The organism is Hyphomonas sp. CY54-11-8, assembly GCF_000682735.1.
GTDB lineage: Bacteria > Pseudomonadota > Alphaproteobacteria > Caulobacterales > Hyphomonadaceae > Hyphomonas.
This window is the reverse complement of the sequence record NZ_AWFD01000035.1, coordinates 78,112-101,185: the sequence shown is the minus strand read 5'-3', so window position 1 is coordinate 101,185 and position 23,074 is coordinate 78,112. Positions and strand designations below refer to the sequence as shown.

General features: G+C 62.3%; 18 protein-coding genes. 8 read left to right on the top strand and 10 right to left on the bottom strand.

What is annotated here, in order from left to right:
* Window positions 1-55: 55 nt before the first annotated feature.
* Window positions 56-1,069: an NADP-dependent oxidoreductase gene (locus tag HY17_RS15435; protein ID WP_051600216.1), complete on the bottom strand. Its 1,014-nt coding sequence runs from the start codon at window positions 1,067-1,069 to the stop codon at window positions 56-58.
* A 49-nt stretch (window positions 1,070-1,118) separates the two neighbouring features.
* A complete protein-coding gene (locus HY17_RS15430; RefSeq protein WP_034768256.1) occupies window positions 1,119-1,547 on the bottom strand; it encodes a hypothetical protein in 429 nt (142 codons plus the stop codon).
* Between the two features lie 140 nt (window positions 1,548-1,687).
* Here HY17_RS15430 and polA point away from each other — a divergent pair, with 140 nt between their 5' ends.
* From polA to ilvD, 3 genes are all read left to right on the top strand, one after another.
* Window positions 1,688-4,477, top strand: a complete 2,790-nt coding sequence (polA, locus tag HY17_RS15425) for a DNA polymerase I (RefSeq protein ID WP_034768255.1) — start codon at window positions 1,688-1,690, stop codon at window positions 4,475-4,477.
* Window positions 4,478-4,616: 139 nt separating this feature from the next.
* Window positions 4,617-5,663 carry a PLP-dependent cysteine synthase family protein gene (locus HY17_RS15420; RefSeq protein ID WP_034768253.1) on the top strand — a complete coding sequence of 349 codons (1,047 nt, stop codon included), beginning with the start codon at window positions 4,617-4,619 and terminating at the stop codon, window positions 5,661-5,663.
* A 119-nt stretch (window positions 5,664-5,782) separates the two neighbouring features.
* The gene (gene ilvD, locus HY17_RS15415; protein WP_034768445.1) at window positions 5,783-7,621 is read left to right on the top strand and encodes a dihydroxy-acid dehydratase; all 1,839 of its coding nucleotides are present in this window, start codon (window positions 5,783-5,785) and stop codon (window positions 7,619-7,621) included.
* A gap of 263 nt (window positions 7,622-7,884) precedes the next feature.
* On the opposite strand, the gene HY17_RS15410 is transcribed toward ilvD, so the two are convergent.
* Window positions 7,885-8,070: a hypothetical protein gene (locus tag HY17_RS15410; protein WP_139068895.1), complete on the bottom strand. Its 186-nt coding sequence runs from the start codon at window positions 8,068-8,070 to the stop codon at window positions 7,885-7,887.
* Window positions 8,071-8,599: 529 nt separating this feature from the next.
* On the opposite strand from HY17_RS15410, the gene HY17_RS15405 reads away from it, so the two are divergent.
* Window positions 8,600-9,292: a response regulator transcription factor gene (locus tag HY17_RS15405; RefSeq protein WP_034768443.1), complete on the top strand. Its 693-nt coding sequence runs from the start codon at window positions 8,600-8,602 to the stop codon at window positions 9,290-9,292.
* Window positions 9,293-9,295: 3 nt separating this feature from the next.
* Here HY17_RS15405 and HY17_RS15400 read toward each other — a convergent pair whose 3' ends face one another.
* A complete protein-coding gene (locus HY17_RS15400) occupies window positions 9,296-9,766 on the bottom strand; it encodes a DUF3995 domain-containing protein (protein WP_034768250.1) in 471 nt (156 codons plus the stop codon).
* A 120-nt stretch (window positions 9,767-9,886) separates the two neighbouring features.
* On the opposite strand from HY17_RS15400, the gene HY17_RS15395 reads away from it, so the two are divergent.
* Window positions 9,887-10,351, top strand: a complete 465-nt coding sequence (locus HY17_RS15395) for a peptidylprolyl isomerase (protein ID WP_034768248.1) — start codon at window positions 9,887-9,889, stop codon at window positions 10,349-10,351.
* A 25-nt stretch (window positions 10,352-10,376) separates the two neighbouring features.
* Complete coding sequence (locus HY17_RS15390) at window positions 10,377-11,987, top strand: stimulus-sensing domain-containing protein (RefSeq protein ID WP_034768246.1); 1,611 nt, start codon at window positions 10,377-10,379, stop codon at window positions 11,985-11,987.
* A gap of 58 nt (window positions 11,988-12,045) precedes the next feature.
* Here the strand turns inward: HY17_RS15390 and acs are convergent, their stop codons facing one another.
* Together acs and HY17_RS15380 are read right to left on the bottom strand one after the other, a co-directional pair.
* On the bottom strand, window positions 12,046-13,995 hold the full coding sequence (gene acs, locus HY17_RS15385; protein WP_034768442.1) for an acetate--CoA ligase: 1,950 nt from the start codon (window positions 13,993-13,995) through the stop codon (window positions 12,046-12,048).
* Window positions 13,996-14,033: 38 nt separating this feature from the next.
* Window positions 14,034-15,329, bottom strand: a complete 1,296-nt coding sequence (locus HY17_RS15380) for a DcaP family trimeric outer membrane transporter (RefSeq protein ID WP_034768244.1) — start codon at window positions 15,327-15,329, stop codon at window positions 14,034-14,036.
* A gap of 186 nt (window positions 15,330-15,515) precedes the next feature.
* Between HY17_RS15380 and HY17_RS15375 the strand changes: the two genes are divergently transcribed.
* A complete protein-coding gene (locus tag HY17_RS15375; RefSeq protein WP_034768243.1) occupies window positions 15,516-16,148 on the top strand; it encodes a response regulator transcription factor in 633 nt (210 codons plus the stop codon).
* An 8-nt stretch (window positions 16,149-16,156) separates the two neighbouring features.
* Here the strand turns inward: HY17_RS15375 and HY17_RS15370 are convergent, their stop codons facing one another.
* The 4 genes from HY17_RS15370 to HY17_RS15355 all read right to left on the bottom strand — a co-directional run bounded on the left by HY17_RS15370 (window position 16,157) and on the right by HY17_RS15355 (window position 22,142).
* Window positions 16,157-19,612 carry a PAS-domain containing protein gene (locus tag HY17_RS15370; protein ID WP_034768241.1) on the bottom strand — a complete coding sequence of 1,152 codons (3,456 nt, stop codon included), beginning with the start codon at window positions 19,610-19,612 and terminating at the stop codon, window positions 16,157-16,159.
* Window positions 19,613-19,765: 153 nt separating this feature from the next.
* Window positions 19,766-21,532: a sodium:solute symporter family protein gene (locus HY17_RS15365; RefSeq protein ID WP_034768240.1), complete on the bottom strand. Its 1,767-nt coding sequence runs from the start codon at window positions 21,530-21,532 to the stop codon at window positions 19,766-19,768.
* A gap of 4 nt (window positions 21,533-21,536) precedes the next feature.
* The gene (locus tag HY17_RS15360) at window positions 21,537-21,803 is read right to left on the bottom strand and encodes a DUF4212 domain-containing protein (protein WP_034768239.1); all 267 of its coding nucleotides are present in this window, start codon (window positions 21,801-21,803) and stop codon (window positions 21,537-21,539) included.
* A 135-nt stretch (window positions 21,804-21,938) separates the two neighbouring features.
* Complete coding sequence (locus HY17_RS15355; RefSeq protein ID WP_034768238.1) at window positions 21,939-22,142, bottom strand: hypothetical protein; 204 nt, start codon at window positions 22,140-22,142, stop codon at window positions 21,939-21,941.
* A gap of 261 nt (window positions 22,143-22,403) precedes the next feature.
* On the opposite strand from HY17_RS15355, the gene HY17_RS15350 reads away from it, so the two are divergent.
* Window positions 22,404-23,051, top strand: a complete 648-nt coding sequence (locus HY17_RS15350) for a 50S ribosomal protein L25/general stress protein Ctc (RefSeq protein ID WP_034768237.1) — start codon at window positions 22,404-22,406, stop codon at window positions 23,049-23,051.
* Window positions 23,052-23,074: the final 23 nt, after the last annotated feature.

Sequence of the window (23,074 nt, the reverse complement as noted above, 5' to 3'; positions counted from 1 at the left end):
ATTCACCAGCAATAACAAAGCAGTGTAATTGAATGAGGGATGAACAGCAAATCGATCAGGCGGGCGGCGGACTACATTCAACGACGAGTTTACCGAGGTTCTTGCCTTCGAAGAGCCGTGACAGGCTGGACGGGGCATTCTCGAACCCTTTGACCACATCCGTCTCGAACTTCAGTTTCCCTTCCATCAGCCACTGGGCCATTTGCTGGATGCCTTCCGGGAAGCGCGGGAAGTAGTCGATCACGATGAAGCCCTTCATGAGCGTCCGCCGCATCAGAAGATTCGAGAAATTGTACGGCCCCGGTACAGGGCCGGTCGCATTGTAAGTGCTGATCAGGCCGCAGAGTGGCATGCGGGAGAAGTCATTCAGGCGCGCGATCACCTCATCCATAATCTGCCCACCGACATTCTCGAAATTGATGTCGACACCGTCCGGGCAATGCTTGTCCAACGCGGCACCGACATCTTCGGTCTTGTAATTGATGGCCGCATCGAAGCCGGCCGTTTCCGTCAGCCATTTGCACTTGTCGTCGCTGCCCGCGATGCCGACGGCGCGGCAGCCCTGGATCTTCGCGATTTGCCCCACCATCGAGCCAACGGCACCCGCCGCAGCGGAGACCACAACGGTCTCGCCCGCTTTCGGCTTGCCGATATCCATCAGGCCGAAATAGGCCGTCATGCCGGTCGCGCCGAGCGGTCCCATATAAGCCGTCAGCGGTACGCCGGGCAGGATGGGCAGCTTGGCGAGGCCTTCACCCTGCAGCGTCGGATACATCGTCCATGTGCCGAGGCCGGTGTTCACGACATCGCCCTGCTGGAAGCCGTCATGCTTGCTTTCCACGACGACGGCGAGGCCGCCGCCCCGCATGGCATCGCCGATTCCGACGGGTGGCAGGTAAGCGTCGACATCGCTCATCCAGATGCGATTGGTCGGGTCCAGCGAGAGGTAGACCGTCTTCGCCCGGACCTCGCCGTCCTTCAGGGGCTCAAGCGGCGTCTCGACGAGTTCGAGATCGCCTTCCTTGATATCGCCCACCGGCCGCTGGCGCAGCACCCATGTCTGGTTCATCTCGCTCATGTGCTTCTCCCTTTTGCCGGGAGGCTAGAGCCTTCTGCCATCAGCGCAAGACTTCCCGGCGCGACAACCAGCGGGCGTACAGGGCGAGTATCAATGCGATCGCCAGAATGACGAGGCTCATGACCGCAATGCCTTCCACGGTGGGGGCATCCTTGTCGAGGTAACTCCGCCCCATGCTGACCAAGGCGCCCAGGAACGAAGCGGCGAACAGCGGATAGGCCAACTTGAGACGCAGCAGCAGCGCAAGACTGCCCAGCAAGCCACCGAACACCCCTATCGCCCAGATGATCCAGGTCCAGGTTGGCATGTTCAGCCAATAGTCCCTGAGTTCCTGCGGATATGGCTCAAGATAGGCGGCATTGTTGGTCGCCGTCATGGTAAAATCGTAACAGCCAAATGCGTTCCACAGCAGGCTGATCCCGCCCACGGCCCAAAGGTGCCATGGCGTTTTGATTGTCGTATCGCTCATGATTTGCCCTCCCCGACGTTCATTGCGGCAAAGCTTACCTTGGGTCATTTAATCCACAAGCAGAATCGTCCCCCGGATTACGGGCGGGTGACGCGCCCTTCTCTGGCGGCTAAACCAACGGGAACGAAGGATTCTCGCTTATGGCCACCGCCCCCGTCACCAAGGACAGCCACCTCTACCTGGTCGATGCCAGCGCCTACATTTTCCGGGCGTTCCACGCATTGCCACCGCTGACACGCTCGTCAGATGGCCTGCCCATCGGTGCAGTCAGCGGATTTTGCAACATGCTGTTCAAGCTGCTGGAAGACCTGAAGGGCGATGAGCGGCCGACGCACTTCGCCTGCATTTTCGACGCCTCGGCGCACACATTCCGGAACGAACTGTACGACCAGTACAAGGCAAACCGTGACGAGCCTCCGGAAGAGCTGCGCCCGCAATTCCCGCTGGTGCGCCGCGCCGCCGAAGCCTTCGCCGCCCATGCCATCGAGATGGATGGCTTCGAGGCCGACGATTTGATTGCGACCTATGCCCGCCAGGCCGAGGCGAAAGGCGCGCGCGTCACCATCGTCTCCTCCGACAAGGATCTGATGCAGCTCGTCACCGACAAGATCGTCATGCTCGACACGATGAAGAACAAGACGATGGGCCGGGACGAAGTGTTCGAGAAGTTCGGCGTCGGCCCGGATAAAGTGGTCGATGTCCAGTCGCTGGCCGGCGACAGCGTGGACAATGTGCCGGGCGCCCCCGGCATCGGCGTGAAAACGGCGGCGACGCTGCTCAGCGAGTATGGCGATCTCGACACGCTGCTCGCCCGCGCCGAGGAGATCAAGCAACCGAAACGCCGCGAAACGCTGATTAATTTCGCTGACCAGATCCGGCTCTCGCGAGACCTCGTCACCCTGAAGGATGACGTGCCGCTGGAGGTGAAGCTGGAAGATCTCGCCGTTCAGGATCCGGAACCGGAAACACTGCTCGGCTTCCTGGAGGAAATGGAATTCAAGACCATCACCCGCCGTGTGCGCGAGATGATGGAAAAGGAAGGCGCGTTGGAAGCTGCTCCGCCTGCAGAAGATCCGATCGACCGGACCAAATATGCCTGCGTCCGTGACTTCAAGGACCTCGAAGACTGGGTCGCCCGCGCAACGAAGCAGGGCTATGTCGCCGTCGACACGGAAACTGACAGCCTCGACTCTGTCACGGCGAACCTTGTCGGCGTGTCGCTAGCGCTCGCTCCGAACGAAGCCTGCTACATCCCGCTGGCGCATATCGATCCCAACGATGCAGGCGATGGCGACATGTTCGGTGCGGACCCGCCGCGGCAGATCCGGATGAAGGATGCCATCAAGGCGCTGAAGCCGATGTTGGAAAACGACGCTATCCTGAAGATCGGCCAGAACATCAAGTATGACCTGAACATCTTCGCCCAGCACGGCATCCAGGTCGCGCCGATCGACGATACGATGCTGCTGTCCTATGTGCTGAATGCCGGCAAGCACAGCCACGGCATGGATATGTTGTCGGAGAAATATCTCGGCCACACGCCGCTCTCCTACAAGGACGTGGCCGGCACCGGAAAATCCCAGGTCACCTTCGACCGTGTCGCGCTGGACAAGGCCACCGAATACGCCGCTGAAGACGCCGACGTCACGCTACGCCTGTGGCAGACATTCAAGCCACTTCTGCACACGGAGAAAGTCACCACGGTCTACGAGACCGAGGAACGCCCGCTGGTGCCGGTGCTTGCCGCCATGGAGCGCGAGGGCATCAAGGTCGACCGGGACAAACTCTCGCGCTTGTCCGCCGACTTCTCCCAACGCATGGCCGCGCTGGAAGCCGAAGCCTACGAGCAGGCCGGCGAGCAGTTCAATATTGGCAGCCCCAAACAGCTTGGCGAAATCCTGTTTGACAAGATGGGCATCGAAGGCGGCAAGAAAACGAAGACCGGCGCCTGGGTGACCGACGCGGACGTGCTCGAAGGCCTCGCTGCTGAAGGCCATGACCTGCCCCGCACCATCGTCGATTGGCGGACCCTCTCGAAGCTGCGATCGACCTATACCGAGGCCCTGCAGGCCGCGATCAACAAGGAAACCGGCCGGGTCCATACCAGCTTTTCCATGGCGGTGGCGCAGACCGGGCGCCTCTCCTCATCCGATCCGAACCTTCAGAACATCCCGGTGCGGACAGAAGAAGGCCGCAAGATCCGCGAAGCCTTCATTGCCGATGAAGGCAACGTGCTCGTCAGCGCGGACTACAGCCAGATCGAGCTGCGCGTACTGGCCCACATGGCCGACATCGATGCCCTGAAAACCGCCTTCAAGGAAGGTCTCGACATTCACGCCATGACGGCGAGCGAAATGTTCGGCGTGCCCATCGAAGGCATGGATCCGATGGTGCGCCGCCAGGCCAAAGCGATCAATTTCGGCATCATCTACGGCATTTCCGGCTTCGGTCTCGCCCGCCAGTTGGGCATCCCGCAATCGGAAGCCTCGGAATACATCAAGACCTATTTCAAACGCTTCCCCGGCATCCGCGCCTATATGGACGAAACCAAGGCCTTTGCGAAGGAGCACGGCTACGTTCAGACGGCCTTCGGCCGGAAAGTGCACCTCGCCGGGATCAAGTCGAAAGGCCCACAAAAGGCATTCGCCGAGCGTCAGGCCATCAATGCGCCGATCCAGGGGTCTGCCGCCGACATCATCAAGCGCGCCATGATCCGGATGCCGGAAGCGCTGGCCAAGGCAAAGCTGAAAGCCCGCATGCTGCTGCAGGTGCACGACGAACTCGTCTTCGAGTGTCCTGAGAAGGAAGCCGAAAAACTGATCAAGGTCGCCAAAGAGACCATGCAGTCGGCCGCCAGCCCCGCCATGGACCTGTCAGTTCCGCTGGAAGTGGACGCCCGCGCCGCCGCAAACTGGGCCGATGCCCACTAGGCTGTCTGGTTCTGAAGCGAGGTTGCTGCGCTGAAAGGCATACTAATTTGCAATGTTGCCAGACGCAGTTGTCACATTTGCGTGAGCGATTCGGCCTGCTAGCTATGTTGCATTGCGAAACGCAGACCGAGGCAGGCTCATGCCATTTTCTACCGCCGTCGCCAGCTGTCCCTTCAAAATCGGCCACACGCCCCTGACCGCCTACCAGGTCAAAATTGGCAATCTGACCCATGAATTGCTGGTGAAAGAGGAGCGCTGCAACGAGTTCGGCTCGGTCAAGGACCGCGTAGCGTGGTACATCCTGTCGAGAACGATCGAGAAGATCGGCCCGGTCAAATCCGTGGTGGATGCTTCCTCCGGCAATTACGGCAATGCGCTGGCCTGTATCTGCCAGCGGCTGGGCATAGATGCAACCATCGTGTCGTCCGCATCGATCAGTGCGCATAATGCCGCCCAGATCGAAGGCGCTGGCGCCAAATTGGTGATTGCCGAACCGAGGCCCGGCGAAACCTCCAATGCCGCCCGCATGCGCGTGGCCGGTGAGATTGCTGAGCAGGAAGGCTCGGTTTTCCTCGACCAGTATTCAAATCCGCTGAACCCGGCCTCGCACCAGAACTGGACGGCGCCGGAACTGTTTGCGGACGGGCCATTCGACGCGGTATTCATGACCTCGTCTTCTGGCGGCACGTCGCGCGGCTTTGCCGACTATCTGAAAGCCCATCCGGGCCAGACACAGCTTTGCCTCGTGGAACCGGAAAGCTCCTGCGCCTTCCTCGATGCTCCGTCGGGCTGCACAGACAAGCTGAAGATCCCCGCCTTCGGCAGCCAGCGGCGCTCCTCCTTTGCGGGCATGAAACCCGATCCCGGCATGATCCGGATGGACGAGGCTGCAACCATTGCGGCCTTCAACCTGCTGCACGAGCACGAGCTCTCCAAGGTTGGCCTGTCCAGCACCGGTGTCATTCTCGGTGCACTGGACTGGCTCGCCAGGCAGGACAAACCGGCCCGCGTGGCCTGTATCTGCGCCGACGGGGACGAGCGGTACCTGAACGAGATCCAGTCCCGCTACATTCCCACCGTGGGTGCGGACGCCTATCAGGCCGCTCATGCGCGGCTCGCGCCAGTGATTGCCGGAATACGCTGCCTCGGCCCGTTACAGCCTGCGGCCAGGGCCGCCGCGCAGTAGCCCTGCCAGCAGACCCGGCAACAGATGGGGGCTGGCCGTTCCCCCTTCGTCATGATTGATAATCGCCCGCCCGGCAGGTAATCCCCTGCCGAACACCGTAAAAGAGGCACAAAGTGGCAATTCTCTACCGTTCCCGCACTTCCACCCATGGCCGCAACATGGCCGGCGCCCGCGGCCTTTGGCGCGCGACAGGCATGAAGGACAGCGATTTCGGAAAGCCGATTATCGCGGTGGTGAACTCCTTTACCCAGTTCGTGCCCGGCCACGTGCACCTGAAAGACCTCGGCCAGATGGTCGCCAGCGAGATCGTCGCGGCGGGCGGCGTGGCCAAGGAATTCAACACGATCGCGGTCGATGACGGCATCGCGATGGGCCATGACGGCATGCTGTATTCCCTGCCGAGCCGCGAAGTGATCGCCGACAGTGTCGAGTACATGGTAAACGCCCACTGTGCCGATGCGATGGTCTGCATCTCCAATTGCGACAAGATCACGCCCGGCATGATGATGGCGGCGCTGCGCCTCGATATTCCGGTCGTCTTCATTTCCGGCGGCCCGATGGAGGCCGGCAAGGTCAATATCGACGGCGAACTGCGCGCGGTCGACCTGATCGACGCCATGATCGAAGCGGCGAACCCCGACCGGACCGACGAAGAAGTCGCCGAGTTCGAACAGAATGCCTGCCCGACCTGCGGCTCCTGCTCCGGCATGTTCACCGCAAACTCCATGAACTGCCTCGCCGAAGCCCTGGGCCTCGGCCTGCCGGGCAATGGCTCGACGCTAGCCACCCACGCCGACCGGGAGGCCCTCTTCCGCCGCGCTGGCCAGCGCATCGTGGAGCTGACCAAGCTCTATTATGAAGACGGCGACAAATCCGTTTCCGCCCGCGGCATCGCCACCAAGGCCGCGTTCGAAAACGCGATGACGCTCGACATCGCCATGGGCGGCTCGACCAATACGATCCTCCACCTTCTGGCCATCGCCCGCGAAGGCGAGGTCGATTTCACACTGGACGATATCGACCGGCTCAGCCGTTCGACGCCCTGCCTCTGCAAGGTCGCCCCGGCTGTGGCCAACGTCCACATGGAAGACGTCCACCGCGCCGGGGGCATCTTCGGCATCCTGGGTGAGCTCGACCGTGCCGGAAAGCTCGACACGTCCGTCCGTACCATCCACTCCGACACGCTGGCCGAGGCGATCACCAAATGGGACATAACCGTCACCAATGATCCGGCTGCACACGAGCTGTTCCTGGCTGCGCCGGGCGGCGTGCGCACGACCGAGGCCTTCAGCCAGTCGCGCCGCTACAAGGAACTCGACACAGACCGCGAGAAAGGCGTCATCCGCTCTGCCGAGCATGCCTTCTCGCAGGATGGCGGCCTCGCTGTCCTGTTCGGCAATCTCGCGGAACAAGGCTGCGTGGTGAAAACCGCTGGCGTCGACGACTCGATCCTCAAATTCTCCGGCCCGGCCGTTGTATGCGATAGCCAGGAAGACGCCTGCAAGCGCATCCTGAACAAGGGCGTGAAGGCAGGCGATGTGGTCATCATCCGCCATGAAGGCCCGCGCGGCGGGCCCGGCATGCAGGAGATGCTCTACCCGACCTCGTACCTGAAATCGATGAAGCTCGGAAAGGCCTGCGCCCTGATCACCGACGGGCGTTTCTCCGGCGGCACGTCAGGGCTTTCGATCGGCCATGTCAGTCCGGAGGCGGCGGAAGGCGGCCTGATCGGCCTGATCGAGGAAGGCGACATCATCGAGATCGACATCCCGAACCGCACGATCCATGCGAAACTTACGGACGAGGAAATCGCGTCCCGCCGCGCCGCGATGGAAGCCAGAGGCGACAAGGCCTGGAAGCCCGTCGAGGAGCGCCCCCGCAAGGTGAGCCGTGCCCTGAAGGTCTATGCGGCCCATGTCGGGAACGCGTCTCAAGGTGCCGTGCGCCTGGATCCGTAACGCTTCCAGAGCCTGCGACGCCCGTGAAGGCGCTTTGTGGGTGAACTGAATTTTCACGGTGAAAACCCGCGTCAGGTTTCCGGCAGGGGCAGGTTCAGGTTGCAGGCTTGCGTGCTGCGACGTGCGACAGGCGCACCCCCGACATCATGTGGCTCGGCGCACCGTGCCGCATAAGCGGGCGCAAAGGCCCGGCCATCGCAAGCCGCGGCAAGGCGGTCGGTGAAATACGCGCGCGGTATCAGCCACTCACGCGCTGCCTTGTCCTACAGCCTGAAGTGAATGCAGGTCAGGAAGACGCGCCCGTTCGGGGTGATGCTCCAGCGATAGGTCGCGTCCTTCCCATAGGTGGCCCGCACCGCTGCGCCGAGCAGCCGGAGCTGGACCCAGACGAGCGGCCAGAAGGCGACAAGATGCGGCGGGAAGCCTTCGGGTGGATGGAAGAGCGACATGCGCGCAATATACATCCGGCCACGGAGGTGTCGGATGGATTTGTTTTCGCGGCAATGAGTACGGCAGGTTTGGCGCCATTGGTTGGTGGATAACCCTCTACTTGCGTCATCCCCGGCCTCGGAGCGGTTTGGGGACCCATCTCTGATAAGCGCGTCAGGAACGTCATGTCATGACGCGCCCGTTGCTTCGTTCAGAGATGGGCGCCCAAATGACCGTTGGCCATCGGGCGTGACGCCTGAGGGGAATATGCATGACCAAACCGGACTGCGCCATGATCAGTCATGACTTGCCATGACCATACCGGACTATGGACGACTAAGACGGATCACCACCACTGCTGGCAACATTCAGGGCAATCCCGCCGCAATTGACCTCCAAAGCGCCTTAATGTGAGCAAGCGCTCGCCCGGATCACTGCCTTTCATTGCAAGACCACTGAAGGGAGGCTATTTCCATGACGCGAACCATGTTTCACTCCACAGCTGACCGGCCCCACACAGGGCCGAAACTGGCGGACAAGGACCGGACTATGACAACTCTCGCGCTTGTGGACGATGACGAGAACATCGTCGCCTCTCTCAAGATGTTCTTCGAGGCCGAAGGCTACAATGTCCGCACCTATCATGATGGTGAGGCCGCCCTGCCTGCGCTGACGGAGACCCCACCGGACATCGCCATCCTCGACGTGAAGATGCCGAAGATGGACGGCATGGAATTGCTGCGGCGCCTGCGCCAGACCAGCGAATTGCCGGTGATCTTCCTGACGTCGAAGGACGAGGAAATCGACGAGGTGATCGGCTTCAACATCGGCGCCGACGATTTCGTGCGCAAACCCTGCTCCAACCGCCTGCTGGCAGAGCGGGTGAAAGCCGTGCTGCGCCGCGCCCGCGGTGGACAGGCCGGCCCGGAAGAAGGCGACCACAAGCCGATCGTCCGCGGAAAGCTGACGCTGGACCCGAACCGCCACGCCTGTACCTGGGACGGACACCCGGTGCGCCTGACGGTGACGGAATTCCTGATCCTGCAGGCCCTCGCCCAGCGCCCGGGCTACGTGAAGAGCCGCGACCAGCTGATGGATGCGGCCTATGACGACCAGATCTATGTCGACGACCGCACCATCGACAGCCACATCAAGCGGCTTCGCAAGAAGTTCCGCGAAGTGTCTGAAGAGTTCGATGCGATCGAGACGCTCTACGGCGTTGGCTACCGCTACACCGAATAGGGTCTAGCCCAGCAAGCCCAGGCGCCAGCTCCAATGGGGCAGCGCCAGGGTCAGCAGCGCAAACCCGACGCCGATCAGGATGATCAGCGGGGAATAGAAGCGCCGGTTCAGCGTCAGGAATGGCTGTTCCGGCAGCGCCCGCTCGAACGCCGGCAATATGCCCACAACGCCCCGTCCCGTGAATACAAGCGCCGCCCCGGCCCCGGCCAAAGCGACCAGCCATTTCGATACCGGCAGGTGCACATGCTGGCCCAGCACCAGCGCCAGGAAGGCAAAGGCGAACAGGCTGACCGCCACGAACAGGCAGGCGGTCATGGACGGCATCTTGGTGATGCCGCGCTTTCCGACCACCATACGCGCCAATTGCTGTTCATTGGCGGCCGGAAAGGTCACGCCGAAGCCCCAAAGTGTGTGCAACAGGCCTGCAATCGACAGAATACAGGCCAGAATGACCGAAAGAGTGGGTGCGAGCATTAAGTCCTCAGCCGTGACGCGGCGCCCTCCCCGATTGGCATATTCCTGCCGCACGGGCTTGCCGCAATGGGCTTCATTCAATAGCCAGTCTCTAGATTAGCACAAGAAACAGGAACTCCCATGGCCGACCCTGAAAACACGATCCTCCTCGAAACCTCCAAAGGCAACGTTACCATCGAGCTGCGCCCGGACCTCGCCCCCGGGCATGTCGAGCGGATCAAGGAACTTGCCCGCGAGGGCTTCTATGACGGCATCGTCTTCCACCGCGTGATTCCGGGCTTCATGGCCCAGGTCGGCTGCCCGAAGGGCACCGGCATGGGCGGCTCCGACAAGCCCGACCTGAAAGCCGAGTTCAATGCAGAGCCGCATGTGCGCGGCACCTGCTCCATGGCCCGCACTTCGGCGCCTCACTCGGCTAACAGCCAGTTCTTCATTTGCTTCGACGATGCCAGCTTCCTCAATGGACAATACACCGTCTGGGGCAAGGTGACCGAAGGCATGGATGTGGTCGACCAGCTGGCCAAGGGCGAGCCGCCGCGCAATCCGGACAAGATCGTCTCCATGCGCGTCGCTGCTGACGCCTGATCTGGCTCAAGCCGGAAGGACCCGCATGGCCGGTAAGGACAAGAAACGGAAGACACCGCGCGCCGGACTGAACAGTTCGGTCGTGTTCGGTAGCCGTATCGCACGGCTGATCTTCGCGTCGAACCTTGCTGGCCTTGCCATCCTCATCATCGGGGCGATGGTCCTGAACGAAATGCGGGCCGGCTTCGTCGTCTCGAAGAAACAGGACCTCGTCGCCCAGGCGCAGATCTTCACCAGCCTGCTCGGCGACGATGCCACCACGCCCCAGCCCGCGCTCGACGTTGACGCCGCCCGGCAAACCATCGTCCGCCTGAACCTGCCCGAACGAGTGCGCGCGCGCATCTACCTGCCCGATGGCGAGATGGTGGGCGACAGCTTCTATCTCTCCGAACGGGTGGATGTGGATGCCCTGCCACCGCTGCGAGAGCCGGGCCGTGTGGCCCGCTGGGGCCGGGACCTGTCGGAATGGGCCGCCCATGTGTTCGGGCCGGTCATGCCGCGGCGCTCCTCCGATGCCGTCCGCACGCAAACCTTCGAGGAAGAGTTCGATACCGCCGTCGAAGGCGGGGAAGCCGCCAGCCAGCGCTTCAATGATCGCGGCCAGCGCATCATCTCGGTCTCCATGCCGATCCAGCGGGTCTCCGCCGTCGTGGGCGTGCTGACGCTGGAATCGAGCGACATCGACGAAATCATCCGCGCCGAGCGGGCGGCGCTACTGCCGTTCATCGGCGTGGCGGTGCTCGTGGCCTTCATCACATCGGTATTGCTGACACTCGGCATCGCGCGGCCATTGCGCCGTCTGGCCGTGGCGGCCGACCGGATCCGGGCCGGCGCTTCGGAACGGATCAATGTGCCTGCGCTCTCCGCCCGCAAGGACGAGATCGGCGACCTCGCCACCTCCATGGAGGGCATGACCGAGGCGCTGATCGAGCGCATCCAGGCCAACGAACAATTCGCCGCCGACGTGGCGCATGAGCTGAAAAACCCGCTCACCTCCATCCGCTCCGCTATCGAGACGCTGGACAGCGTGAAGGAAAACCCGGAGCTGACCGAAAAGCTGCGCGGCGTCATCGCGCAGGACGTGAAGCGCCTCGACCGCCTGATCACCGACATCTCCAACGCCTCGCGCCTCGAAGCAGAAATGACCCGCGTGCCGAACGAGCAGCTCGACATTGCCCGCTTCGTACACGACGTGGTCGGCACTTACGAGTCACTCGCGCTGGACGAAGGCGCGGTGACGGTGTCCTTTCACGATGCCACGATGGGCGGCCGCCTGCTGGTGCAGGGCCGTGAAGGGCCGCTGGGACAGGTGATCCGGAACCTGATCGACAATGCCCGCTCCTTCTCCCCGCCCGGCTCTGTGGTGGACGTGACGCTGGACCAGACCAATGACGGCCCTCAGACCATCGCCCGGATCAAAGTCGAGGATTGCGGCCCCGGTGTACCGCCGGACAAGCTGGACACAATCTTCAACCGTTTTTATACGGACCGCCCGAAAGGCACCGCCTTCGGCAACAATTCCGGTCTCGGCCTCTCTATCGTGAAACAGATCATCGCCACCCATCGCGGCAAGGTCTGGGCCGAGAACCGCGACGGCGGCGGCGCGAGATTCTGCGTGGACCTGCCGGCGATCTGAGGCAACAAAAAAGCCCCCGCGAATGCAGGGGCTATTTCTTTGTCCGGTCAGAGCCGCGTTAGCCGCGGTTCTGGCGGTTGTTGATCAAATCGTCGACGACTTCCGGTTCGGCCAGTGTGGACGTGTCGCCGAGGTTGCCGAATTCGTTCTCCGCGATCTTGCGCAGGATACGGCGCATGATCTTGCCGGAACGGGTCTTCGGCAGGCCCGGGGCGAACTGGATCAGGTCCGGCGAAGCGATCGGGCCGATCTCGGCGCGGACATGCTGGACGAGGTTCTTGCGCAACGCCTCGTCGGCCTCCACGCCCTGCACCAATGTGACATAGGCATAGATGCCCTGCCCCTTGATGTCGTGCGGATAACCGACCACGGCGGCTTCTGCCACGGCATCATGGCTGACGAGCGCGCTTTCGACTTCCGCCGTGCCCATCCGGTGGCCGGAGACGTTGATCACGTCATCCACGCGACCGGTGATCCAATAGAAGCCGTCTTCGTCGCGGCGGCAGCCGTCACCGGTGAAATAGTTGCCCGGATAGGCCGTGAAGTAGGTGTCGATGAAGCGCTGGTGGTCGCCATAGACGGTGCGCATCTGGCCCGGCCAGCTGTCGGTGATCAGGAGGTTGCCCTCGGTGGCGCCGGGCAGCTCCGTGCCGTCTGCATCCACCAAAACCGGCTTGATGCCGAAGAAGGGGTGGCTGGCCGCGCCGGGCTTCAGGTCCGTCGTGCCGGGCAGCGGCACCATCATGGTGGCGCCAGTCTCGGTCTGCCACCAGGTGTCGACGATCGGACAACGCGCGTCGCCGACGGTGTGGAAATACCATTCCCAGGCTTCCGGGTTGATCGGCTCGCCCACCGTGCCGAGCAGGCGGATGGACTTGCGGGACGTTGCATTAACGGGGCCTTCGCCTTCGCGCATCAGGGAGCGGATCGCCGTCGGTGCGGTGTAGAAGATGGTCACGCCATGCTTGTCGCATTCCTGCCAGAAGCGGCTCGCATCCGGATAGGTCGGGATGCCTTCGAACATCACGGTCGTCGTGCCATTCGCCAAAGGTCCGTACACGATATAGGAGTGGCCGGTCACCCAGCCCACATCCGCCGAACACCAGTAGACATCGTCTTCTTTCAGGTCGAACACGTATTCATGTGTGATTGAGGCCCAGACGAGATAGCCGCCGGTCGTGTGCAGCACACCCTTCGGCTTGCCGGTGGAACCGGACGTGTAGAGGATGAAGAGCGGGTCTTCGGCATTCATCGGCTCCGGCGGGCAGTCGGACGAAACGTCTTCAGCCGCTTCATGCAGCCAATGGTCCCGGCCTTCGACCATGTTGATCTCGGCGCCGGTGCGCTTGATCACCAGCATCGACTTCAGCATGCCGTTCGAAAGGTCGGCCGCCTTGTCGGCATTCACCTTCAGCGGCACCTTGCGGCCACCGCGCACACCTTCATCAGCGGTGATCAGCACGGTGGACTCACAATCGGTGATCCGGCCGGACAGGGCCTCCGGGCTGAAGCCGCCGAACACGACCGAGTGGACCGCACCGATGCGCGCACAAGCCAGCATCGCATAGGCCGCTTCGAGGATCATCGGCATATAGATCGTGACGCGATCGCCTTTCTTGACGCCGAGCTTCTTCAGGACGTTGGCGAAGCGGCAGACGGCGGCGTGCAGTTCCTTGTAGCTGACCTTGTGGCTCTCGTTCGGATCGTCGCCAATCCAGATAAAGGCCGTCTTGTCGCCGCGCGTGGCGAGATGGCGGTCGATACAGTTCGCGGTGACGTTCAGCTCACCATCGGCATACCATTTGATGTGCAGGTCGCCGGTCTCCCATGAGACATCCTTCACCTTGGTGTAGGGCTTGATCCAGTCGAGCCGTTTGCCCTGCTCACCCCAGAATGCTTCCGGGTCTGCGAGCGAGGCGTCGTACATCTCCTTGTACTTTTCCGGCGTCAGGTTCGCCTTCGCCGCGAATTCCTCGGGAACGGGGTAGATTTTTGCCTGATCGCTCATGGTTGTTTCCTCGTAGGGCATGAATTTTCGTCCTGATATCAGAATGCATATTTGGTGGAGAAGGTGAAGCGACTGATCGACCCATCCGCGCCGGATTCCAGTTCGCGAATGCCGTGAAGCAGCTCCACACCGACGGTCACTTTCGGGGCGACATCCCACAGAATTGCACCATAGGCGGACTGCACAGACTTGGTCGTCGCGTTCGCCGGGAGGTAGTTTGGATTGTCGACGAACAGGCCGGAATAACCGACATTGAAACGGGCGGTTTCTCCGAACGGATGGCGCCAGGCGATCAGGCCGCCATAGCTGGGAATGGCTTCCAGCTTGCCATTTGTGTCAAGCGCGGCGGAACGGCTGGCCGCAAGACCGACATAGCGCCCGATCCCTTCCCCGCCGACGAGATTGAAGCGGATGTCGTCCTTCTCGCCGGCCTTCACCTTGCCGGACACGCTGAGGCCGTAGCCGAAAGTTTCATCCTCCGATGCGCCGAAATCCGCGCGCAGCTGGCGGGCAATACCCGCGATCGAGACGTTGCCGTAGTCGCCGGTAAAATTGTACCGGGCGACGACATCCGGAATGAGGTTCTCATCCCTTGAGCCGGAGTTCAGCGTGGTCGTGTTCGGGTTCTCCAGAGCGAACATCCAGTTTCCCTTGGTGTACCGGATCTGGGGCTGGCGGATGAACACCATGCCGTCAGACAGGATCAGGAAGCTCGCACTCTCCGGAATGGCCGACGTGTTCTGGAAGGTCGACCATTCCTGACCTGCCAGCCAGCTACCGTACTTCACAAAGGCCCGGCGCAGGCGCGGCGAGTAAGAGTTGGAGACGAGTTCATTGCCCTGGCCGGAGCCGAGGAAGTCCATTTCGATATAGCCTTGCACCGTGTCTTCCCCGACCGGCTTTGAGGCGGAAAGGAAGAAGCGCGAAGATTCGGCTGTGAAGTCCGTGAAATCGGTCCCCTCCCCGCCAATCGGCGTCGCGCCCGGAATGTAGAAGTCCCGTGCAATTGACGTGGATGCGATGCCCCCATCGCTGAGGGAGGTTGCGTGGACGTCTAGGTCGACAATGCCACCGAATTTCAGCGTCGTGTCCCCGACAAGGAAACCGTCCGTCTTCGGCGCACCGGCTGCCGGCGCGGCCTGCTGGGCCACTGTCTCGATCCGGACGATGTCAGCGTCCGTGTCCGCCTTTTCGGCCGCAAGTTCGGACTTCAGCTCCGCAACCATTGCCTCAAGCGCAGCAATCCGCTCCTCGACAGACTGTTCTGCGTTTGCTGCCAGCGCCATGATCGCAACAGACGCCGTCAGCAGTAAACCTCTAATTGTCCGTGGCATCAGTTTCCTCCCGTGCCTTATTATTTTCAGGGAGTATCCTTCCGGCGGGGAAACGCCGCTATTGGCCATTGGTGCTAAGACAAAAGTCTAATGGTGCTCGACATCCCTTTCCGTGGGGGTATGGTTCCCCTAACAGGATGCAGACTGCAGGTCAGGGAACCCGCGGCGCTCGGGGAGGCAGATAGAATGGGGCTGGTTCCGACCGTCCTGATCGTGGACGATCATCCATTGTTCCGTGACGCGCTCGAAGCAGCGCTTGGCACGGCTTTTCCGGATGGCGCGACCGCGCAGCACGCCAGCAGCCTGGCGGAGGCGCTTTCCAAGGTAAAAGAGCAACGCTTCGACCTGATCTTGCTGGACCTCACCCTCGGCGATACGCAGGAATTCGACGGACTGACTCGGCTGATGGCGGCGGGCCCTGCTTGCCCGATTGTCGTGGTTTCCGCGACCGACGCGTCTCAGGCATTTGGCACGGCCCGGGCGCTTGGCGCGGCCGGATACCTGCCCAAGAGCATGTCGATGGAGGACCTCTCCGCCGCGCTCGCCACGGCACTGGACGGCGGGCAATGGTTCCCACCAGCGAATGATGCTGCCGATGCCAACCGGGAAGAACTCCTTGCCCGCGTGGCGGACCTGACACCCGCCCAGCGCAAGGTTCTGTCCGGTCTCAATGACGGCCTGCTGAACAAGCAGATTGCCTATGAGATGGATATTTCGGTCGCCACGGTGAAGGCGCACATGACGGCGATCTTCCGCAAGCTGGGCGCCAACAACCGCACGCAGGCGCTGCTCATCTACAAGGAAGCCACCTCGCTCTGATCCTGCCGTCAGGTGGTTACGTTTTGCGCGAGGTCTTCGAGGAAACGGCGGATATCGTCCGGCGCAGCCGGTTTGCGCAGCATGGCGATGCCGTCGATCTCTGCCTGCGTGCGCACCGCCTCATTCGCCGCCGCGGTCAGCAGCAGGACATTGCCAGGCGATGCGAGTTTTGGACGGCTCATGGCGATCAGGTCGAAGCCGTCGACGGCATCCTGCAGGTTCAGGTCAGCGATCATGGCATCGAAGCTTTCCGCCTCCAGCCAGCCCTGCGCCTCGGCCACGGAGCGGGCGCCGCGCACCTTGCAGCACCAGCCGGTCAGCAGCGCGGTCATTCCGTCAACAATGGCGGCCTCGTCATCGACCACCAGCACGTTCAGATCGGCGAGGCTCACGGGCTTTCGCGGGGCCGTTTTGGAGACAGAGCGTTTGCGTTTCCCTTGCTTGGCCGCCAGCGGTACCGCGACGGAGAAGACGCTGCCCCGGCCCGGCACCGAACGGATATTGATTTTGGCATCCATCAGATCTGCCAGGCGTTTCGAAACCGGCAAGCCGAGACCGGCGCCCCGGATGCCTGTATTGTCGGTGTCTTCAAACCGCCGGAACTCCTCGAAGATCAGCGGCAGGCTGTCGGCCGGAATGCCCGGCCCGGTATCCCAGACCTCGATCCGAGCCATGTCCCCGCGGCGCCGGGCGCCAACCAGCACGGCGCCTTCGCGCGTATATCGGCGGGCGTTCGAGATGAAGTTGCGCAGGATGCTTTTTAGGAAATCCGGATCGGCTTCCACCACAAGACTCGACGGCGCGATCCGCATTTCGATTCCGGCCTGTTCAGCCATGGGCATGGCCTCTTCCACCAGATCCTCTAGTAAGGGGCCGACAGGCAGCTGCACCGGTTTCGGTGCGATGCTTCCATGATCCAGCCGGGAGATATCCAGAAGGCCGCGGATCAGTTCATCCGCAGACTGAATGGCCTTGTCGGCCCGCGAGACCAGTCCCTGCCCCTGCTCGTCCGCACGGATGGATCCGAGGAACAGACGCGCCGCATTCAGCGGCTGCAACAGGTCATGGCTGGCTGCTGCGAGGAAGCGCGTCTTGGAGGCATTCGCGCCTTCCGCGTCGCGGCGGGCGAGGTCCAAGTCCTGCGCCATCTCTTCCAGATCGTGCGTGCGCTCGCGGACCCGCGTCTCCAGCGTTTCGTTTGCCTCGATCAGCGCCCGCTCGCGCAGCTTGTCCTCCGTGATGTCGGTGAAGGTCGTCACATAGCCGCCGCCCGGGGTCGGATTGCCGACAATGCGGAGATAGCGGCCGTCCGGATTGCGCCGCTCATAGGTGTGCTGGCGCCCGGACCGCATATGCGCGACTCGGCGGCGGGCCTCCTCGGCGGGATCACCCTCGATCCAGCCGGATTTCAGATTGTACTCGATCAGTTTCGCCACAGGCGTGCCAACCGCCACGAGATCGTTCGGATAATGGAACAGGTCGAGATAGGCCGAATTCCAGGCGACTAGCCGCTGGTCGGAATCCACAACGGAAATGCCTTGCGAGATATTCTCCAGCATGGACTGCAGCATATGCCTGTCGAAGCGTTCGGCCTGCGTCTTGTGGTCCAGCATGGACAGGACATCCCGCAGGGCCACCTGATTGCCACCGATGGCCGAAGCCAGCACGACCCGCGCAGAGGATGCTCCCAGCGCCGAGGCAAGCAGGCGTTCCGTCCGCTGAACGAGTTGCCAGTCCGCCGGGCCATCGCCCGATGCCGGAACTCCCGACACGCGCTCGAAGTCCGCAAAGGCGTGCTCGACCGCTTCCGGATTGAGGAAGCGGGAGGCGAGCGTTTTCAGCCCGTTCGGCGTCACGGAAGCCACTGTGTCTGACGTGCCGGTCTCGGTATGACCCAGCCTTTCAGCGTCACCCACAAAGACCGATGACTGGACCTTGTCCCGCAGACGCTCACGCGAGCGGAGCGACAGGATCACATAGGCTGCGATATTGGCGCCGAGGCTCCACACCACGCCATGGATCAGGCTGTCGTCGAACCGGGCGCCGAACAGGGCGTGAGGATCCAGCCAGCCCGGCACAGCGGCCGCCATCCGGTCCGGCTGCAGGATAGCCGGCAAGAACAGCGTGTAGGCCCAGAGGCCCATGCCGAGGGCCAGCCCCCACACGACGCCCGCCCGACGTCCGCTGCGCCAATAGACGGCACCGATCAGGGCCGGGGCGAACTGGGCCGCCGCCGCAAATGACAGGAGGCCGATCTGCGCCAGCGCTTCGCCCGTCCCGGCCAGCCGGTAATAGCCATAGGCGCACAACACGATGACGATGATCACACCGCGGCGGATCATGGTGAGGCGCGCGCCGGAATTGCCGCCAAGGCTGGCGAACCGGCCGGTCTGCATGACCGCCGGCACAATCAAATCATTCGTCACCATGGTCGACAGCGCCACGCTGGAGACGATGACCATGCCGGTCGCCGCCGAGAAGCCGCCGAGGAACACGAACAGGGCCAGCAGTCCGTTATCGCGGGCAAGCGGCAGGTCGAGCACGAACAGGTCCGGCGGCACATCCGCGCCCAGCGTCGACAGGCCGGCAATCGTGATCGGGATCACCACCGCGCTGGTCACGGCGAGGTACGCCACAAACACGATGCGCGCGGTCTGCACTTCCTGTGGATTGCGTCGCTCGATGACGGCGACATGGAACTGGCGCGGCAGGCAGATAATGGCGCACATGGACAGGAGCGTGGTCGTGATCATGCGCTGCGAGAGGAGCCCTCCGGCAAAGGGTTCCGTCGCCTGCGGCGGGACTTCAATGTCCGGCGACGTGATCAGCGAGAGGGACAAGGCCGCGACGGCGACCAGCGCCACGAGTTTGATCATCGCTTCCAGCGCCAGCACCTGCATCAGGCCGGCATTGCGGCGCGTTGCATCGGACTGTCGGGCGCCGAACAGGATGGCGAACACGCCCATGGCGAGCGCTGTAAACAGCACGGTCTGGCTGGCGGGCCGTCCGCCCGCATTCTCCGCGCCATAGGCCAGCGCCTGGAAGCTCATGCCGACGGATTTCAGCTGCAGCGCGATGTAAGGCAGGCTGCCAGCCACAGCTGCAAGCGCCGCCAGCGCGCCGACCCCGCGGCTCTTGCCGTACCGGGCCGACAGGAAGTCCGACAGGGACGAGATACTCTCGCGCTGGGCAACATTGCCGATGCGGCGGATCAGGTCCGGCAGGAACAGGAAAACCAGCGCCGGGCCGAGATAGATGGCGAGATAGTCCCACCCGTTCGTGGCGGACGTTCCGACCGCGCCGAAGAAGGTCCACGAGGTGCAATAGACGGCCAACGCCAGCGCGTAGGTGTACGGGCTATGCGTCGCCGCCGGGTCCCGCGCACGCCGGTCGCCCCGCCAGGCGATGGCGAACAGGCCGAACACATACAGCCCCGTTGCCCCGACGATCAGCCAGACTGGCATGGACGATTACTCCTTGAGAGCCGATCTTCACCCGGCGGGCGCCCATCTGGCAAGTTCGCCCAAAGTCTGGTCCAAGTCCGGAGCGGAAAGCCAAAAAGGGCGGTCCGCTGCCTCGGACCGCCCAGTTCAGGAAGGTTACAGGCTGCTGCCTTCTTAATCGGGCAGCATTTCCGCATCGGCGATGCCGTGTGGGGTACGGGTCCCCGGCACGCGGATGTCTTCCACAAGGTCCTGGATGTCCTGCGGCGGAGGTGCGGTCACCAGGGCAACCACGACGCCGACAGTCAGCGACAGGAACATGAACACAAAGCCGATCCCTTCAGGCGACACACCGAGCCACCAGTGCGAGGCATCCGTATCCACGAACTTAAAGTGGTAGATGTACCAGAAGGTGGTGATGAGACCGGTCAGCATGGACGCGATGGCGCCTTCACGGTTCATCCGCTTCCAGAAGATGCCGAGCACAATGACCGGGAACAGCGAGGCTGCCGCCAAGCCGAAGGCGAATGCCACCACCTGCGCCACGAAGCCAAGTGCAGAAGTGTTCATCCCCATGATCCCGGCCAGGACCACCGCACCTGCAGCTGCGCCGCGGGCCGTCAGCAGCTCCTGCTTGTCGGTCATGCCCTTGAAGAAGGTCCGCCGGCAGAGATCGTGGCTGACAGAGGACGAGATCACCATCAGGAGACCCGCCGCTGTCGACAGGGCCGCCGCAAGGCCGCCTGCCACGACGAGGCCGATCACCCAGGCCGGGAGGCCTGCGATGGACGGGTTGGCCGTCACGATGATGTCGCGGTCCAGCTTGGTGACTTCATTGTCCGCACCGGCCCGGTACTGGACGACGCCGTCGCCATTCTTGTCGGTCACCTCAAGCAAGCCTATCTTTTCCCAGTCCTTGAACCATTTCGGGATCGGCTTGCCGCCCTCGGCCACGATGGCGGCCGCTTCTGTGTCATAGTCGGCATCGGATGTGATATAGGTCGCCTCGTTCACCGTATCGATGAAGTTGAGACGGGCCAGCGATGCGACCGCCGGGGCCGTCGTGTAGAGCAGCGCAATGAACACCAGCGCCCAGCCGGCCGACACGCGGGCAGCGCCTGCGCTCGACACGGTGAAGAAGCGGATGATCACGTGCGGCAGACCTGCCGTGCCGAACATCAGCGCGCCGGTGATGGCGATCACGTCGAGCATGGACTTGTCAGTCTGCGTGTATTCCAGGAAGCCGAGATCCGTCACGACGGTGTTCAGCTTGCCAAGCATGGAGATGTCCTCACCCTTCACATTGGAGATGAAGCCAAGCTGCGGGATCGGGTTTCCGGTGACGATCAGTGAAATGAAGATCGCGGGCACCGTATAGGCGAAAATCAGCACGACATATTGTGCGACCTGCGTATAGGTGACGCCCTTCATGCCGCCGAGGACAGCATAGACGAACACGATCGCCATGCCGACCATGATGCCGGTGTTGAACTCGACGCCCAGGAAGCCCGAGAAGGCCACGCCCACGCCTTTCATCTGCCCGGCAATGTAAGTGAACGAAACGAACAGTGCACAGACGACTGCGATCAGGCGGGCCGTGGTCGAGTAATAGCGGTCCCCCACAAAGTCCGGCACGGTGAACTTTCCGAACTCACGCAAGAAGGGTGCCAGCAGCAGGGCCAGCAGGACGTAACCGCCGGTCCAGCCCATCAGGTAGACGGAGCCGCCATAACCCATGAAGGCAATCAGGCCCGCCATCGACAGGAAGGAGGCCGCCGACATCCAGTCAGCTGCCGTGGCCATGCCGTTGACGGTGGGGTGAACATCGTGTCCGGCGACATAGAAATCGTCGGTCGAACCGGCGCGCGCCCAGATGGCGATGCCGATATAGGTCCCGAAAGTCAGGACGACCCAGAAATAGGTCCAGAATTGCTCGTCCATCGTCTCAGGCCTCCACGCCGTATTTCTTCTCCAGGCGGTTCATCGCCCGGCAGTAATAGAAGATCAGCCCCACGAAGACGTAGATGGATCCGTTCTGTGCGAACCAGAACCCAAGGGGCGCGCCACCGATCGACACCTGGTCGAGCACGCTGCGGAACAGGATGCCTGCCCCGTACGACACGATGAACCAGATGGCGAGAAGGCTCAGGGTCAGCTTGACGACGTCGCGCCAGTACCCTTTCGCATCGATCTCTTTGATGTTGTGAGTCATTGTTTCCGTTTCCTCCCTTAGCCTATTTGGCCAATGCCTTATCCGGCTTCTTTGGCCGTTCTTGTTGTTTGGGTGCGGCAGCCGCAGGTTGTACGCTGACGCAAAGGGGCTGTCTCAGACAGCCCCACTTTGGTCTTAACTTTCCTGACGGATGCGCTTCGCGTGCCGGCGCTCTTTCCAGCCACTCCACAGCAGCGCCCCGGCTAGTCCCAACCCGCCGATCAGGTAGACCTCACCGAGATCCACCCCGTTCGACAAGCTGAAGCCTGACGCGAGACGCACCGCATAAATCGCGATCATCAGCAGGCCGAAAGCCATCATCACATGCGATTTCAGCATCTTTTCCTCCCGTATTCTTTTCAGCAGTTTACGCGATTTGTGCCCATCACCATCCCCGACCTTGGTCTGAGGGGAAATCCGAATGAATGTCAGCGAAAGGAAAGCGTTGCAGGCGCACCGGCGGAACCTGCCGTAAACCCTTGCCAATACAGGGCGTATGGGCTACCTGCGCGCCTTCAGAAACGACGGCGCAAGGCCGTTCGTGTCAGCTTCTCACCTCACCGCAAAGGCGGGGCGGAGTCGAGGGCGAAAGGAAAAACAATGTCAAAACAACAGATTACCTTCAATGTCGAACTGCGTGAGCGCGTCGGCACCGGCGGCGCCCGTGAAGCCCGCAAGCAAGGCCTCGTGCCCGGCGTCCTCTATGGCGGCGGCAAGGATCCGGTGGCGATCAGCCTGAAGCGGAATGAAGTTCAGAAGGCCATCGAAACCGGTCACTTCCTGTCTTCCACCGCAACGCTCGTTCACAATGGCGAAAAGCAGCTGGTGATCCCGCAGGCGATCCAGATGCACCCGGTCTCCGACCAGCCGATGCACGTGGACCTGTTCCGCGTCGACGCCAAGCAGAAGATCAAGGTCGAAGTGGTTGTGCACTTCGTGGGTGAGGAAGTCTCCCCGGGCCTCAAGAAGGGTGGCACGCTCAACGTGGTTCGCCACGCGGTCGAACTGCTCGTTCCGGCCGGCCACATTCCGGAATCGCTGGAAGCCGACGTTTCCAAACTGGAAATCGGCGACAACGTGAAAATCTCCGACATCGCCCTGCCGAGCGATGCCGAGCCGACCATCACCGACCGTGACTTCACCATCGCCACCATCGCCGGCCGCTCGGCCAAGGCCGATGACACCTCTGCCGAGGCTGGCGAAGAGGAAGCTGCTGAAGAAGAAGGCGGCGAAGAGAAAGAAGACTAAGTCTCTTCCCTTCCATCCTTTAA